General features: G+C 74.8%; 15 protein-coding genes. 6 read left to right on the top strand and 9 right to left on the bottom strand.

What is annotated here, in order from left to right:
* Positions 1–216 precede the first annotated feature (216 nt).
* A complete protein-coding gene (locus tag ACZ5HG_RS16230) occupies positions 217–591 on the top strand; it encodes a hypothetical protein (RefSeq protein ID WP_464178189.1) in 375 nt (124 codons plus the stop codon).
* A gap of 7 nt (positions 592–598) precedes the next feature.
* Here the strand turns inward: ACZ5HG_RS16230 and ACZ5HG_RS16225 are convergent, their stop codons facing one another.
* Both ACZ5HG_RS16225 and ACZ5HG_RS16220 read right to left on the bottom strand, forming a co-directional pair.
* Positions 599–1,405: an SGNH/GDSL hydrolase family protein gene (locus ACZ5HG_RS16225; protein WP_464178187.1), complete on the bottom strand. Its 807-nt coding sequence runs from the start codon at positions 1,403–1,405 to the stop codon at positions 599–601.
* A gap of 83 nt (positions 1,406–1,488) precedes the next feature.
* Positions 1,489–2,169, bottom strand: coding sequence for a uracil-DNA glycosylase (locus ACZ5HG_RS16220; RefSeq protein WP_464178185.1), 681 nt, complete (start codon positions 2,167–2,169; stop codon positions 1,489–1,491).
* 114 nt (positions 2,170–2,283) lie between these two features.
* On the opposite strand from ACZ5HG_RS16220, the gene ACZ5HG_RS16215 reads away from it, so the two are divergent.
* From ACZ5HG_RS16215 to ACZ5HG_RS16205, 3 genes are all read left to right on the top strand, one after another.
* On the top strand, positions 2,284–2,610 hold the full coding sequence (locus ACZ5HG_RS16215) for a DUF3263 domain-containing protein (RefSeq protein ID WP_464178183.1): 327 nt from the start codon (positions 2,284–2,286) through the stop codon (positions 2,608–2,610).
* 96 nt (positions 2,611–2,706) lie between these two features.
* Positions 2,707–3,318, top strand: a complete 612-nt coding sequence (locus tag ACZ5HG_RS16210) for a LytR C-terminal domain-containing protein (RefSeq protein ID WP_464178181.1) — start codon at positions 2,707–2,709, stop codon at positions 3,316–3,318.
* Positions 3,319–3,436: 118 nt separating this feature from the next.
* Entirely contained in the window at positions 3,437–3,640 is a 204-nt protein-coding gene (locus ACZ5HG_RS16205) for a cold-shock protein (protein WP_464178179.1), read from the top strand.
* 37 nt (positions 3,641–3,677) lie between these two features.
* Here the strand turns inward: ACZ5HG_RS16205 and ACZ5HG_RS16200 are convergent, their stop codons facing one another.
* A complete protein-coding gene (locus tag ACZ5HG_RS16200) occupies positions 3,678–5,015 on the bottom strand; it encodes a glycoside hydrolase family 15 protein (RefSeq protein WP_464178177.1) in 1,338 nt (445 codons plus the stop codon).
* Between the two features lie 290 nt (positions 5,016–5,305).
* Here ACZ5HG_RS16200 and groL point away from each other — a divergent pair, with 290 nt between their 5' ends.
* A complete protein-coding gene (gene groL, locus ACZ5HG_RS16195) occupies positions 5,306–6,934 on the top strand; it encodes a chaperonin GroEL (RefSeq protein ID WP_464178174.1) in 1,629 nt (542 codons plus the stop codon).
* Between the two features lie 288 nt (positions 6,935–7,222).
* On the opposite strand, the gene ACZ5HG_RS16190 is transcribed toward groL, so the two are convergent.
* The 4 genes from ACZ5HG_RS16190 to ACZ5HG_RS16175 form a co-directional block, all read right to left on the bottom strand.
* Entirely contained in the window at positions 7,223–7,501 is a 279-nt protein-coding gene (locus tag ACZ5HG_RS16190) for a DUF4031 domain-containing protein (protein ID WP_464178172.1), read from the bottom strand.
* Entirely contained in the window at positions 7,498–8,289 is a 792-nt protein-coding gene (locus ACZ5HG_RS16185) for an HD domain-containing protein (RefSeq protein ID WP_464178170.1), read from the bottom strand. The genes ACZ5HG_RS16190 and ACZ5HG_RS16185 overlap by 4 nt, the downstream gene beginning before the upstream one ends.
* Before the next feature lie 83 nt (positions 8,290–8,372).
* Positions 8,373–10,088 carry a sensor histidine kinase gene (locus ACZ5HG_RS16180; RefSeq protein WP_464178167.1) on the bottom strand — a complete coding sequence of 572 codons (1,716 nt, stop codon included), beginning with the start codon at positions 10,086–10,088 and terminating at the stop codon, positions 8,373–8,375.
* Complete coding sequence (locus ACZ5HG_RS16175) at positions 10,085–10,819, bottom strand: response regulator transcription factor (RefSeq protein ID WP_464178165.1); 735 nt, start codon at positions 10,817–10,819, stop codon at positions 10,085–10,087. The genes ACZ5HG_RS16180 and ACZ5HG_RS16175 overlap by 4 nt, the downstream gene beginning before the upstream one ends.
* Before the next feature lie 205 nt (positions 10,820–11,024).
* On the opposite strand from ACZ5HG_RS16175, the gene ACZ5HG_RS16170 reads away from it, so the two are divergent.
* On the top strand, positions 11,025–11,759 hold the full coding sequence (locus ACZ5HG_RS16170) for a type 1 glutamine amidotransferase (protein ID WP_464178163.1): 735 nt from the start codon (positions 11,025–11,027) through the stop codon (positions 11,757–11,759).
* Positions 11,760–11,862: 103 nt separating this feature from the next.
* On the opposite strand, the gene ACZ5HG_RS16165 is transcribed toward ACZ5HG_RS16170, so the two are convergent.
* A complete protein-coding gene (locus ACZ5HG_RS16165; protein WP_464178161.1) occupies positions 11,863–12,627 on the bottom strand; it encodes a PspA/IM30 family protein in 765 nt (254 codons plus the stop codon).
* A gap of 56 nt (positions 12,628–12,683) precedes the next feature.
* Positions 12,684–14,735: a TPM domain-containing protein gene (locus ACZ5HG_RS16160; RefSeq protein WP_464178159.1), complete on the bottom strand. Its 2,052-nt coding sequence runs from the start codon at positions 14,733–14,735 to the stop codon at positions 12,684–12,686.
* Positions 14,736–14,764 lie beyond the last annotated feature (29 nt).

The following is a 14,764-nucleotide window of genomic DNA, read 5'->3' as shown; positions in this document are numbered from 1 at the left end:
CCTCGGGCGCGGGGTTCACCCTCAGATCGGGCAGACCGGGCAGACCGGACCGGGTGGTGGGTGAGATCCCTCCTCCGTCCGGGTGGAACACCTCTCGGGGTGCTCAGACGCCTTCGGGCGGGGACCATGATCGAGCCAGGTCGACGGATCGACCGGGGCAGGGTCCATGGAGGGTGGTGGGCAGTGGTGACGGAACGTGTGCGCACGCGTCGTGCTGTGGGCGCCACCCTCGCGCTGCTCGGGGTCGTGGGGCTGGCGGTCTCCTCCGCCCGCGCGCTCACGATCGACGCGGCCGAGCCGACCGCCGCCGGCACCTGCGCGGTCACCGAGATCACCGTCGGCTACGCCGTGGACTACGTCCCTGCGATCGGCGGCTACGGCGTCAGCGCCGCGACCCTGACCGGGGTGCCGGAGGGCTGCGCCGGACGCGAGATCGCGCTGACCCTGCACGACGGCGCGGACCAGGCGCTCGCCGAGACCCGCACCGCCGTCACCGCGCCGACCACCACCGTCGACCTGACCGCCGGCACGGTCTCCGCCGCCGAGGTCGCCGGGGTCTCGGTCGCGCTGGTCACCGACGCGGGGGCCTGAGCGCGGCTCAGACCTCGGTGAGCGTCGGCAGCTTGGCGGTGCGCTGGTCGCCGGAGGACACCCGGCGCAGCCGGCGCGTCGCCCACGGGTAGGCGTAGGTCCGCAGCCAGCGGGCGTCCTCGCGTGCCCGCTCGGCCCGGGACAGCGGCGGGGTGGCGGGAAGCGGCGCGTCCCAGGAGGGGTCGTCCGGCTCGAGACCGAGCCCGCGCAGGGCGCCCTGCGCCACCCGGGCGTGCGCCTCGGTGGTCAGGTGGATCCGGTCCGGCGCCCACGCCTGCATCGAGCGCAGGTGCCGCATGCCCCACAGATCGAGCACGTACGCGTCGTGCCGCCGGGCGATCGACCACAGGTGCGCGTTGAACAGCCCGACCTTGTGCCGGGTGGACTGCACGATCGGCGATCCGGCGGAGTCGAAGCCGGTGGCCAGCAGCACGTCGGCTCCGGTCGCCCGGATCCGTGCCACGGCGTTCTCCAGCCCGCGGGCCAGCACGTCGACGTCCGTGCCCGGGCGCAGGATGTCGTTCCCGCCGCCGACCAGGCTGACCAGGTCGGGCTCCAGCTCGAGGGCCGCCGGCACCTGCTCCAGCACGATCGGGCGCAGCAGCCGCCCACGGATCGCCAGGTTCGCGTAGCGCAGCGGCGTCTGCCCGGCCGCCCGGCGCCGGTCGGACAGCAGGCCGGCCAGCACGTCCGCCCAGCCGCGCTGCGGGGCGTCGGGGCCCTGCGGGGAGTCCCACAGCCCCTCGGTGAACGAGTCGCCGATCGCGACGTAGCGCTGCCAGCGGGGGACGGGGCGGGGGTCGGGCGTGCTCACCCGCCGCAGTATGGACCCGCCGGAGGGGCCGTGCGCGTGCGACCTGCGCCCGGCGTGCACCGAGGTCGCCCGGGCGGGGTCGATCAGGGCAGCGACCAGTCGACCGGGTCGGCCCCCTGCGCGACCAGCAGCTCGTTGACCCGGCTGAACGGCCGCGAGCCGAAGAAGCCCCGGCTGGCGGACAGCGGGCTCGGGTGCGCGCTGGCCACCGAGGGCACCGCGCCGAGCGCCGGCTGCAAGGACTGGGCGTGCCGGCCCCACAGCACCGCCACCAGCGGGCCGCCGCGCTCCACCAGGGCGGCGATGGCGCGCTCGGTGACCGCCTCCCAGCCCTTGCCGTGGTGGGAGGCGGGCTCGCCGGGCCGCACCGTGAGCACCCTGTTGAGCAGCATGACGCCGCGGTCCGCCCAGGGGGACAGGTCGCCGGTGCTCGGCGGGGCCACGCCCAGATCGGCCTGGAGCTCGGTGAAGATGTTCGCCAACGAGCGCGGCACCGGGCGCACGTCCGGCTGCACCGAGAACGACAGGCCCATCGGGTGCCCGGGCGTCGGGTACGGGTCCTGCCCGACGATCAGCACGCGCACGTCGGCGAGCGGGCGGGCGAACGCACGCAGGATGTCCGGGCCCGCGGGCAGGTACTCCCGGCCGGCCGCGACCTCCTCGCGCAGGAAGGCGCCGGCGGCGTGCACGATCGGCTCGACGGGGGCCAGCGCGGCCGCCCAGTCGGGGGCCACGAGCGCGGACAGGGGCTGCGGGGTGGTCACCGTGCGAGGCTAGCGGGCCGGGCCCCGCCGTGAATGACACCTGTGTGATTCCCGCCGTACGATGGGCGGCGGCCGTGCAGCACCCGCGCGGAGACCCGGACGCAGGAGGCGGCGATGGACGTGACGTCGAGCACGCGGCTGACCGCGATCGACGGCGGGGCCACCGACGGGACCGACGCGGCGGACGCATCCGGGCTGTCCGAGCGGGACCGCGAGGTGCTGGCGTTCGAGCGGCAGTGGTGGAAGTACGCCGGCGCCAAGGAGCAGGCCGTCCGCGAGCTGTTCGACATGTCGGCGACCCGCTACTACCAGGTGCTCAACGCGCTGATCGACTCCCCGGCGGCCCTCGCGCACGACCCGATGCTCGTCAAGCGCCTGCGCCGCATGCGGTCCACCCGGCAGCGCGCCCGCACCGCCCGCCGGCTGGGCACCGACGCCTGACCCGCGAGGTCGCCGGTCCGGCGATTCGTGTCGATCCCGTGCGTGACCGGCGCGGATCGTCCTGCTCTGCCAGCCGGAGCCGTTAGCCTGTCCGCCGTGAGCAAGGGCAGCTACCCGTACCCGGAGGACGAGTTCGACGCCGCACCGGCGCAGGACGCACCGATCGGCGTGCACCGTGCACCCCGGTCCTGGTGGAGCCGGTGGTGGGCTTTCGTGACCGTCCCGGTCGTCGTGGCAGCCGCCACGATCGGCTTCGTGCTGTGGGCGTCCTCCCAGGACGGCGGCCTCCAGCTGCCCGGCACCGGCACGAGCACCGAGGCCGAGGAGTCCCCGGTCGCCTCCGAGCCCGCCGAGACCGGGTCCACCGAGGCCGCCGACCCCGCGCAGACGCCGGAGCAGACCGAGGACGCGCCGGCCGCGCCGGAGCCCGTGCTCAGCACCCCGGTCGCCGTGCTCAACGCCGCACGCGTCAGCGGCCTCGCCGCGGGCGTCGCCGCCGACCTGGAGGCCGCCGGGTTCACCGACGTCACCGCCGGCAACGGCACCGCGAGCGGCCGGACCGTCACCACGGTCTACTACGCCTCCGCCGACCTGGCGACCACCGCGCAGCTGGTGGCCGACACCCTGGGCATCACCACCGTCACCGAGTCCGCGACGGACGCCGAGGACGGCATCGCGGTGCTGCTGCTCTCCGACTTCGAGGGCTGACCGCCCGACCGTCACCCGCGCACCCGGGCAGATCCGGACGGGTGGCACCCCTTCCGCCGGTCGTGGGCTCGCGGCTACGCTCGGCGCGTCCGTCCACCCCACGTCGCAGGAGCACCGGATGCCGCAGGGAACCGTCAAGTGGTTCAACGCCGAGAAGGGCTACGGGTTCATCACCCCGGCCGACGGCGGTCAGGACCTCTTCGTGCACTACAGCTCGATCCAGTCCGACGGCTACCGGTCCCTCGACGAGGGCCAGCAGGTCGAGTTCGAGGTCGGTCAGGGCACCAAGGGCCCGCAGGCCGAGCAGGTCCGCCCGCTCTGAGCCACGCCGGGGGTCGCGGCGTCCCGGCGCCGGGGCCTCAGCCCGCGGCGTCGAGCTCGGTGACCGCCAGCACCACGCAGGCCGCCGTCCACGCCAGCGGTGCCACGGCCGCGGGCTCGCCGTCGGCCAGCACCTTCTCCGGCAGCGCGCCCAGGTCGGTGCGGTGCGCGTCCAGCCAGTCGAGCCAGGCGCGCGCCTCGTCGGTCTGGCCGTTGGCGGCGGCCGTCAGCGCGTAGAGCGAGGTCTGCGGCGTCCAGGAGATCCCGTCCTGCCGCCAGCCGGCGCCTGGCGCGAGCCCGCCCGCCGGCCGGGCCATCTGCTCGGCGGAGGCCGACCAGGCGTCCAGCGCCCCGGTCAGCGGCTCGGGCTGGAACGGGGGCAGGGTGAAGGCGCTCGCCGCGTCGGCCTGGCTGCCGTCGGCGTAGCGGCCGTAGGCGCTCGCGTCGCCGAACTCCTCCTCGACCGCCGTGCGGGTCAGGTCGGCGGCGTCCTGCGCCCGGGCCGCGTCCTGCGGGGCGCCGATCAGCGTGTAGAGGTCGGCGGCCGCCTCGAGCCCGGCGAGCAGCGGGGCGACGGTGCCCAGCGTCAGCGCGTCCTCCTCGACCTCCCAGTAGTCCGGGGAGACCGGCGGCAGGCCGTCCCCGGCGACCAGCGTCTCGGCGTGCGCGGCCGCGCGGTCCACCAGCGGTCGCAGCGTCGTCGCGGTCGCCACGCGCTCGTCCTGCGGGGCGGCGGCGACCACCTGGCCCGCCGCCCAGAGCGCCCAGCCCGTGCCGTCGGTCTGCCGCCCGCGGTCGTCCGGCACGTCGCCGGTGTCGTTCGGCAGGTAGCGCGCCTCGAATCCGCCGTCGGCCTCCTGCACCCGCGCGAGGAAGCCCAGCACGTCCAGCGCGTCCTGGAGGTGACCGGTGCGGGCCAGCGCCACCGCCACGAAGGACGCGTCCCGCGGCCACACGTACCGCCAGTACGGCGTCCACGCCGCCACCACCGCGCCGTCGTCCAGCAGCAGCGTGCGGAGGTCCAGCAGCGCGTCCGTGACCATGTCGGCGTAGGGGCCGTCCGCGCCGGGCACCTCGCCGTCGGCCAGCCAGTCCCGCTGCTCGGCGGCCAGCGCCGCGGAGGCCGCCGACCCGTCGTCCAGCACGCGGGTGCCCTCGTGCAGCAGCGGCTCGGTGCCGGCGGGCACGATGACCACGTCCCCGCTCGCGTCCAGGGCCACGCCCTCGCCGTACAGGTCCACGTGACCGGTGCGGGGGCCGGTGACACCGACCGTGACGAGCGTGGCGGCCAGCGCCGCGAGGGCGATCACCGCGACCGGGCGGCTCCCGCGTCGGCGCGGGCGGGCGCGCTCGGCGGTGCGGGCGTCCTCGGGCATGGCCGCGAGGCTATCGGAGCGGGCTGTCGGCCCGGGCGGGCGCGTTGCGTGATCGCCCTCGACGAACATCCGCGCGTCCCGCCCCCCGGGACCCCGCAGCGCCTTGCACTCGGCAGGGGCGAGTGCTAACCATGGACTTAGCACTCTCGGGCTGAGAGTGACAGAATGACAACCCAGGCCGACCCGGTGAGGTCCGCCGCTCCGCGGGACGTGACCGCGGGGCGGCAGTCCGTCCGTCGCGGGCACCGAGGCGGCCGAACCACGAGCCACAGTGAAGGATCGATAGCCCCATGGCCAAGATCATTGCCTTCAACGAGGAGGCCCGTCGCGGCATCGAGCGGGGTCTGAACGCCCTCGCCGACACCGTCAAGGTCACCCTCGGCCCGAAGGGCCGCAACGTCGTCCTGGACAAGAAGTGGGGCGCCCCCACGATCACCAACGACGGCGTCTCCATCGCCAAGGAGATCGACCTCGAGGACCCGTTCGAGAAGATCGGTGCGGAGCTCGTCAAGGAGGTCGCCAAGAAGACGGACGACGTCGCGGGCGACGGCACCACCACCGCCACCGTGCTGGCCCAGGCGCTCGTGCGCGAGGGTCTGCGCAACGTCGCCGCCGGCGCCAACCCGATCGCCCTGAAGAAGGGCATCGAGCAGGCCGTCGAGGCCGTCACCGTCGAGCTGCTCGCCCAGGCGAAGGAGATCGAGACCAAGGAGGAGATCGCCGCCACCGCGTCCATCTCCGCCGGTGACACCGCGATCGGCGAGCTCATCGCCGAGGCCCTCGACAAGGTCGGCAAGGAGGGCGTGATCACGGTCGAGGAGTCCAACGCCCTCGGCCTGGAGCTCGAGCTCACGGAGGGCATGCGCTTCGACAAGGGCTACCTGTCGGCGTACTTCGTGACCGACCCGGAGCGCCAGGAGGCCGTCCTCGAGGACGCCTACGTGCTGCTCGTCGAGTCGAAGATCTCGAACGTCAAGGACCTGCTGCCGCTGCTGGAGAAGGTCATCCAGTCCGGCAAGCCGCTGTTCATCGTCGCCGAGGACGTCGAGGGCGAGGCCCTGGCCACGCTCGTCGTCAACAAGATCCGCGGCACCTTCAAGTCCGCCTCCGTCAAGGCGCCGGGCTTCGGCGACCGCCGCAAGGCGATGCTGCAGGACATGGCCATCCTCACCGGTGGCCAGGTCGTCTCGGAGACCGTCGGCCTCAAGCTCGACACCGTGGGCCTCGAGGTCCTCGGCCAGGCGCGCAAGGTCGTCATCACCAAGGACGAGACCACGATCGTCGAGGGTGCGGGCGACGCCGGCCAGATCCAGGGCCGCGTCAACCAGATCCGTGCCGAGATCGAGAACTCCGACTCGGACTACGACCGCGAGAAGCTCCAGGAGCGCCTCGCCAAGCTCGCCGGCGGCGTGGCCGTCATCAAGGCGGGCGCGGCCACCGAGGTCGAGCTCAAGGAGCGCAAGCACCGCATCGAGGACGCCGTGCGCAACGCCAAGGCGGCCGTCGAGGAGGGCATCGTCGCCGGTGGTGGCGTCGCGCTGATCCAGGCCGGCAAGACCGCGTTCGAGAAGCTCGAGCTCACGGGCGACGAGGCGACCGGCGCGAACATCGTCAAGGTGGCGATCGACGCCCCGCTCAAGCAGATCGCCGTCAACGCCGGTCTCGAGGGCGGCGTCGTGGCGGAGAAGGTGCGCAACCTCCCCGCCGGCCAGGGCCTCAACGCCGCGACCGGCGTGTACGAGGACCTGCTCGCCGCGGGCGTGAACGACCCGGTCAAGGTCACCCGCTCCGCGCTGCAGAACGCGGCGTCGATCGCGGCGCTGTTCCTCACCACCGAGGCCGTCGTGGCGGACAAGCCGGAAAAGGCCGCCCCGGCCGGTCCGGGCGCCGACGGCGGCATGGGCGGCATGGACTTCTGATCCCGCCGCACGCGGGCCGCTAGGTCCGCACCGCACGCCCGAGAGGCCGGTCACCCCGCGTGGGGTGGCCGGCCTCTCGCGTGCCCGGACGCGTGCGGCCGGCGCGGCGCTCAGCGAGAGGGGAGAACCTGTCGCTCACTGTCCGACATGGGCGACAGGAAGTGCCCGCTCGGCGCGCCGGAGGCGTCGAGGTTGCACGGATGCAGGCTTCCGGGCGCGTGAAGGGTGCTTTCGTGCAAGCTCGGCGAGCGAACGCGTGGGCGCGTGCGTCGGGTCAGAGCGCGGGGGTCAGTGGGCGTGCGGGGTGCGGTCGCGGGCGGGGATGCGCAGGCCGGAGGCACGCAGCCGGCGGATCAGCTCGCCGGCGGACACGGGCTCGGCGCCCAGGGCGACCAGCTCGGCGTGCATGCTGTCCGGCACGTCGTAGTGGTCGCGGTCGAAGCCGCGCGGGGGCAGGCCGGCACGGGCGGCGAAGCCGTGCAGCTCGGCGAGCGAGGTGTCGGAGACGAGGTGCGCCCACAGCCGACCGTGGCGGGGCCACATCGGCGGGTCGACGAGGACCGTCACGCCCCCGCGGCCGGTCCGGCGCGGTGCGGCACGGTCTGCGCCAGGTCGACGACGGCGGGCGCCGGCTCGCCGGGAGCGTCCGCGGCGCCGCTCTCGGCGTCGATCTGCGCCAGCACCTTCTCCAGCTTGTGCAGCTCGGCGGCGAGGTTCTGCCGCGCGGGCTCCTCCCAGGCGGCACCGAGCGGGCTGACGAACAGGCTGGGCCGGGCGAGCAGCTTCTTGACGATCTTGACCCGCGCGCGCAGGTAGTCCGCCATCGGGATCTGCGCGTACTCCTCGCGGACGTCGTGCAGGTAGGCCTTGTAGCGCTGCGGCTCGGCGGCCAGCATCGCGAGGTCGGCGTCGCAGAGCACCGCGCAGTCGAAGTCGGTCGGGTCGGCGGCGTGCCGGACCAGGGCGATCACCATGGTGTGCACGCGGTCGACCGCCGGGGCGGGGACGCCGAGGTCGGTGAGCTGCTCGCGGGCCAGGCGGGCCGAGGCGACCTCGTCCTCACCGCCACGGTTGGCGTAGGCGGCGACGTCGGCGGCGTCGAAGATCGCGCCGTGGTACCAGGCGGCCAGCCGGACCAGCTCGGGCTCGTGGGTCTCCTCGGCGAGCTCGTCCACCCGGGCCAGCACGTCGGTGAGGTGCCGGAGGTTGTGGTACGTCCGGCCCGTGCCGGTCCACCGCTCGATCAGCTCGGCGCCGACCTCGCGGATGCGCTCGGCCGAGGCGGTGGCCCCGGCGCCTGCCGCGCTGCGGGAGAAGGCGGACAACAACCACTGTGGTGCGTCGTAGACGCCCATGGACAAGCCTCACGAAAGACAGACGACCGTGCTCGGACGGGCCATGGTAGCCCTCGCTCGACCGCCCTCGCGCCCGGTGGCGATCAGGCCGTGGGGTGATCCGGACCCGGCTCGGCCGGTGCGGGGCCACCCGTCGGCAGGGCCACCCGGACGGTCGCGCCGCCGCCCTCGGTGGCCACCAGCTCGACCGTGCCGCCGTGCGCCTCGACGATCGCGGCGACGATCGCCATGCCGAGGCCGGCCCCGCCGCCGGTGCCGCTGCCGTCGCGCGTGCGGCTGGGATCGACCCGGTAGAACCGCTCGAAGACGCGGCGCGCGTGCTCGGGGGAGATGCCGGGGCCGTGGTCGCGCACCTCGACGACGACCTGCTCCGCGCGCCGTCCGACGAGGATCTCGACCGGGCTGGCGGCGGGGGTGTGGCGGACGACGTTGCCGATCAGGTTGGCGAGCACCTGGCGCAGCCGCGCCTCGTCGCCGTGCACGACGGTGGGCTGCTCGACGTGGTGGACGTCACCCTCCGCGGGGTCCTCGTCCAGGGCGGTGGTGGTGCCGGGCAGCGAGCCGACGCGCACGGTGCGGGCGGGGTCCAGGGCGCGCAGGTCGTGGGCGGCGTCGGTGGCGAGCACGGCGAGGTCGACCGGCTCGGAGCGGTCCTGGCGGCCGGCGTCCAGGCGGGCGAGCGCGAGCAGGTCCTCCACCAGCCCGCCCATCCGGGTGGCCGACTGCTCGATCCGCCGCATGGTGTCGTCCACCTGCGCGGTCTCGGTGAGGGCGCCCATCCGGTACAGCTCGCCGTAGCCGCGGATCGCGGCCAGCGGGGTGCGCAGCTCGTGGGAGGCGTCGGCGACGAACCGGCGCATCCGCTCCTCCGAGGCGGTGCGGGCGTCGAAGGCGGTCTCGATCTGGCTCAGCATGCCGTTCAGCGCGGCGCCGAGCCGGCCGACCTCGGTGGAGGTGGGCGCCTCGGGCACGCGGCCGGACAGGTCCCCGGCGGCGATGGTGGCGGCGACGGCCTCGATCTCCCGCAGCGGGCGCAGGGAGCGCCGGACCGCCCAGGCGCCGACGATCACCCCGATCAGCAGGATCGCGGCGGCGGCGGACCACTGGAGCAGCGCGGCCTTGCCGACGGTCTCCTGCACGGTGGCGAGCGGCTGCGCGACGGTCACCCAGCCGATCACCGTCTTGCTGCTGTCCTCGATCGGGACGACGGCCACCCGCCAGCTCGACCCGCGCATGCTGCTGGTGACGGTGGTGCCGTCGGCGTACTCGTCCAGGTCGGCGTAGGTGACGTCGGGCAGGTGCGGCGTGCCGGCGGCGTCGACCACCTGCGGGTCCGGGGCGATCGCGCCGGACAGCTGGAACAGGTGCACCTCGATCGCGTAGCCGGACTGCCACATGGTGTCGAGCCCGTCGAGGTTCCCCTCGCGGGTGTACGCGCCGTAGCCCTGCGACACGGCGATCTTGGCCTGGGAGGTGAGCTGGCGGTCGACCTGGTCGATCAGGAAGCCGCGCAGCGAGGTCGTCGTGATCGCCCCCGCCAGGCCGAGCCCCGCGGCGAGCAGCACGGCGGTGATGCCGACCAGCCGGGCGAGCAGCGGGGTGCGGTGCCAGGCGGCGCGGATGGGGCCCGGCACGCGGTCGTCCTCGGGCGTCGTCGGGTCCTCGTCCGGCAGCGGGTCGCCGTCCGGACCGGGCACGGTGGAGCGCCAGGCGGCGGCCTGGTCCGGCGCGGGCCAGACGCGGGCGTCGGGCGCGGGCGGTCCGGCGGGTGCGGGCTGCCCGGACGGTCCTGCGGTCACGACCCGGCCGGGCGGCGGAGCATGTAGCCGACGCCGCGCTTGGTCTGGATCAGCGGCACGACCTTGGCGCCGTCCGCCCCGACCACTTGGTCGACCTTGCGGCGCAGGTAGGAGATGTAGGACTCGACGATGTTGGCGTCGCCGCCCCAGTCGTACTGCCAGACGTGGTCGAGGATCTGCGCCTTGGACAGCACGCGCCCGGGGTTGAGCAGCAGGTAGCGCAGCAGCTTGAACTCGGTGGGGGACAGGTCGACCACCTGGCCGGCGCGGCGCACCTCGTGCGAGTCCTCGTCCAGCTCCAGGTCCTCGTAGGTGAGCACGCTGGCCGAGGGCGCCTCGCCGCCATGGGTGCGCCGCAGGATCGCGCGGATCCGGGCGACGACCTCCTCCAGGCTGAACGGCTTGGTGACGTAGTCGTCGCCGCCGACGGTCAGGCCGGTGATCTTGTCCGCGGTGTCGTCGCGGGCGGTGAGGAACAGCACCGGGATGTGCTGGCCCTTCTCGCGCAGCCGGCGGGTGACGGTGAAGCCGTCCATGTCGGGCAGCATCACGTCGAGCACGAGCAGGTCCGGGGTGACCTGCTTGGCCAGGCGCAGCGCGGCACCGCCGTCGGCGGCGGAGTGCACCTCGAAGCCGGCGAAGCGCAGGGACGTGGCGAGGAGCTCCCGGATGTTCGGCTCGTCGTCGACGACGAGCAGCCGGGCCTCGGGCTGTGCGGGTGCGGCGGTCACCGTCACAGTGTGCCCCCGGATGCTGGGTGGCGCCTGGGAGCCCGCTGCGCGTCGATTCCGCAGGATCACGCGGATCTGCGGCGCCCGGCGGGTGAGACGTGCGCCGCACCGGTCGGACGTCCGGCCTGGTCGCCGGGCCGGCCCGCCGGGGACCGGGACGAACGGGTGCCGGCGGTCCGTGATGCAGCAGGTACCGTGCTGCCTCGTGACTGTCGACAACTCGGGCACGCCTGCCGTCATCACCGTGGTCCAGCTCGACGCGGTCGTGCCGCTCGACCGGTTCGCCGACCAGCTCGACGGCGCCGAGGTGCGCCTGGTGCGCGCCGACCTGGGCGAGCAGACCGGCCCCGCCGCCGACCTGGACGGGCTGGTGGTGCTCGGCGGCCGGATGTCTGCGCACGACGAGCACGAGCCCGGCGTCGCGGCGACCCGTGCGCTGCTGGCCGAGGCCGTGGCCGCCGACGTGCCGACGCTGGGGATCTGCCTGGGCGCGCAGCTGCTCGCGGTCGCCACCGGCGGGCGGGTGCACGTGGCCGCCCCTCCGGGGCGCGAGGCCGGGATCGTGGACGTGCGCTGGCGGCCCGAGGCCACCGGCGACCCGCTGCTCGGCGCCCTGGCGGCGGACGGGCGCAGCACGCCGATGCCGACGATGCACGCGGACGCGATCGTGGACCTGCCGCGCGGCGCGACCTGGCTGGCCGCCTCGCGGATGTACCCGTACCAGGCGTTCCGCACCGGATCGGCCTGGGGCGTGCAGTTCCACCCCGAGGCCTCGCCGGCGCTGATGCACGACTGGGCGGTGGAGGCCGGCGAGGACGTCGCCGCGATCGACGAGGTGGTGGCCGCGCACGACGAGGCGGTCGCCGCGGCCGGGCGCACGATCGCCCGCACCTTCGCCGAGATCGTCGTCGCGCGCGCGGCGGGCCGCGCCGCGGCCTGAGCGAGCAGCGGGCCGCGCCGCCGCCTGAGACCCCCCGCACGCACCGCGCCCCCTGAGCCCGTCGAGGGCCAGGGGGCGCGGTGCGTCAGGCGCAGGTCGGGGCTCAGGCCTCGATCTGCGGGGTGACCGGGGTGGTGCCGAGCTGCGCGGGGGCGCTGCCGGACTTGAGGGCCGCCAGACGGGCCTCGATCTCGATCTGCTCGCCGGAGGTCTCCAGCTCGGCGAACTGGGCGTCGAGGGAGGACGCCGCGATCTCGGCCTGGCCCATGGCGAGGGCCTCCTCGCGGCGGACCTTCTCCTCGAAGCGCGCGATCTCGCTGGTCGGGTCGAGCACGTTGATCGAGGAGATCGCGGTCTGGACCGTCTGCTGCGCCTGCGCGGACTTCTGGCGGGCGACCAGGGTGTCCCGCCGCTGCTTGAGCTGGCCGAGCTTGTCCTTCATCTGCGCCAGGCCCGACTTGAGCTTCTCGACGGTCTCGCGCTGCGAGGAGATCAGCGGCTCGGCCTCACGGACCTCGCCCTCCGCGGAGATCTGCTTGCCGAGGGCGACCTTGGCCAGGTTGTCGAACTTGTCGGCGTTGGCGGCGTCGCCGGCCTGGCGGTACTGGTCGGCGCGGGCCGAGGCGGCGAGGGCCTTGCTGCCCCACTCGCGGGCCGCGGCGACGTCCTCGTTGTAGTCCTGCTCGGCCAGGCGCAGGTTGCCGATCGTCTGCGCGATGGCCTTCTCCGCCTCGGCGATCGAGCTGGTGTAGTCGCGCACGAGCTGGTCCAGCATCTTCTGCGGGTCCTCGGCCTGGTCGAGCAGCGCGTTGATGTTCGCGCGCGCGAGCTGGGTGATCCGTCCGAAGATGCTCTGCTTCTCGGTCATCGCCTCGTGCCTCTCTGGTGGGTGGTGCTGAAGGTCGTGCTGGGTCTGGTTCCGGTCTAGAAGCCGCCGCCACGGCCGCCGCCCCCGCCGCCGCCGAAGCCGCCGCCGCGACCCCCACCGCCGCCGAAGCCCCCGCCGAAGCCGCCGCCCCCGCCGTGGTGGCCGCCGCCGAAGCCGCCGCCGCCGCGCAGGATGGAGTCGATCAGGATGCCGCCGAGCACCATGCCGCCGAGCTGGCCCATGCCGCCGTCGCCGCCGCCGCGCCGCTGGTCGTCGGAGTAGTCGACGTCGCGCTGGGCGAGGTTCTGCGCGTCGCGCACCAGGCGCTCGGCCTGCTGGGCGGTGCCGAGCGCCTGCTCGGGGTCGGTGGCGCGCTGGTCGATCGCGACCCGCATCAGCCGGTCGGCCTCCGCGAGCCGGGTGCGTGCCTCGGGGCCGACGGCGCCGCGCCGGGTCTCGATGTAGTCGGTGGTGCCGCGGATCGCGGACTCCAGGCGGCCGAGCGTCTGGTCGAGCAGGCCGAGGGCGCGGCGGGCGCGCTCCTGGTGCTCGCGGTGCGGGGCCAGCGCGGAGTCCAGGGCGGCCTCGGCGGCGGTGAGGTCGCGCAGGGCGGCCAGCGGGTCGCCGTCACCGGTGCGGGCGGCGCGGGCCACGGCCACGGCGGCGCGGGCCTGCTCGGCGCGGGGGGCCACCTGCGGGTCGCGGGGGGCGAGCCGGTCGACGTCCTCCAGGTCGGAGCTGATCGAGGTCAGCCCGGCGTCCAGGCGGGAGCCGATGGTGGCGAGCTCGGTGCCCGCACGGTCCACGGCGTCGAGCAGGGTGCCGACCTGGCCGAGGGCCTCCTCGGCGGCGCGGGCGTACCGGACGGCGAGCGCTCGGTCGCCGCCGGCGCTCGCGGCCCGAGCCTGGTCCAGGGCGGTGCCGATCTCGCCGAGCAGGTTCTCGGCCTGGTCCGGGTTCTGCCGGACCGACACCAGGGCGTCCTCGGGGTAGCGCGCGCCGAGGGTGGCCAGGGTGGTGCGGGCGGCCTCGATCCGGGCGTGCTGGGTGGCGGCGGTGCGGGCGTGCGCCTCGATCGCCTCGTCGGCGCGGGCCTCGACGGCACGCAGCTGGTCGAAGGCGTCGCGCTGCCCCTCCAGGGCGTTCGAGACCTGCGTGATCGTGTGCAGGATGCGCGTCGCGGTGTCCCGGATCTGCGGCTCGGTGTCCGGCACGTCGTCGTCCAGGGTCTGCCGCAGCCGGAAGGCCTCGGTGACCTGCTGCTTGGACCAGGCCAGCACCTTCTCGAACTCCTGCGTCGACTCCGGGCCGAACTGCGCCTGGGCGAAGCCGAGCTCCTGCTCCGAGGTGCGCAGCGCGTCGTCGATGCCGACCAGGGCGGAGGCGGAGCGGCGGTCCAGCTCGGCGGTGGGCAGCTGGGCCAGCTCGCCGGCGGGTCCGCCCGGCGTCTGCGGGCGCGGCGGGCCGGTCGGGCGCGCGACGCCGATCCCCGCGCGCTGCCGACGCCGGCTGCGGACGAAGGTCACGATCAGGACGACGACGATCGCGATCACGCCGAGGAACAGCAGGTTGCTGATCAGGAAGTTGCCCCCGCCGTTCACCACGGCGTCCCGGGCGCCGTCGGCGGCGACCACCGCGGCCTGCGCCCACTCGTCCTGGCGCAGCGCGTCCTCGACGTCGCCGGCCACCGCGTCCAGGTCGGAGGAGCTCACGCCGGTGACGCTGCTCGGCGACAGGTAGTAGTTCCGCGAGTCCACCGCGACGGACAGCAGCAGGTCGTTCGCGCCGAGCCCGTTCTTCTGCCGCGTCTGCACGTCCCACATCGACGGCGTGCTGCCGTCGAAGGTGTCCACGTAGACCACGTAGAGCTGCAGGTCGGTGTCCTGCGCGAGCTGGTCCTGCGCCGCGGAGATCTCGGACTCCTGCCCGGCGACCGCCCCGGCGAGGTCGGTGAGCTCGCCGGTCAGCGTCGGCGGGGCCTCGGTCCGGACCGTGGTCGCGACGGGCGCGCCTGCGAGGTCCGGGGCCGCGGGCGCGGCTCCGACCAGCAGGGACGCCCCCAGGGCGAGGGGGACGAGGGCGGTGAGTCCACGCAGCGACGACGGCACCCGGTGATCCTTTCTCAGGGTGTGCACCC

It is taken from the genome of Cellulomonas sp. GTC20042, assembly GCF_055389595.1.
Note: the sequence above shows the minus strand (reverse complement) of the source record. Positions and strands in the feature narration are given on the sequence as shown.

What these genes read in the sequence shown, in the direction of transcription:
- ACZ5HG_RS16215 (WP_464178183.1), top strand. Translation starts at nt 2,284, where the DNA reads ATGGACGTGACGTCGAGCACGCGGCTGACCGCGATCGACGGCGGGGCC.
- ACZ5HG_RS16205 (WP_464178179.1), top strand. Translation starts at nt 3,437, where the DNA reads ATGCCGCAGGGAACCGTCAAGTGGTTCAACGCCGAGAAGGGCTACGGG.
- ACZ5HG_RS16200 (WP_464178177.1), bottom strand. Translation starts at nt 5,015, where the DNA reads ATGCCCGAGGACGCCCGCACCGCCGAGCGCGCCCGCCCGCGCCGACGC.
- groL (WP_464178174.1), top strand. Translation starts at nt 5,306, where the DNA reads ATGGCCAAGATCATTGCCTTCAACGAGGAGGCCCGTCGCGGCATCGAG.
- ACZ5HG_RS16185 (WP_464178170.1), bottom strand. Translation starts at nt 8,289, where the DNA reads ATGGGCGTCTACGACGCACCACAGTGGTTGTTGTCCGCCTTCTCCCGC.
- ACZ5HG_RS16165 (WP_464178161.1), bottom strand. Translation starts at nt 12,627, where the DNA reads ATGACCGAGAAGCAGAGCATCTTCGGACGGATCACCCAGCTCGCGCGC.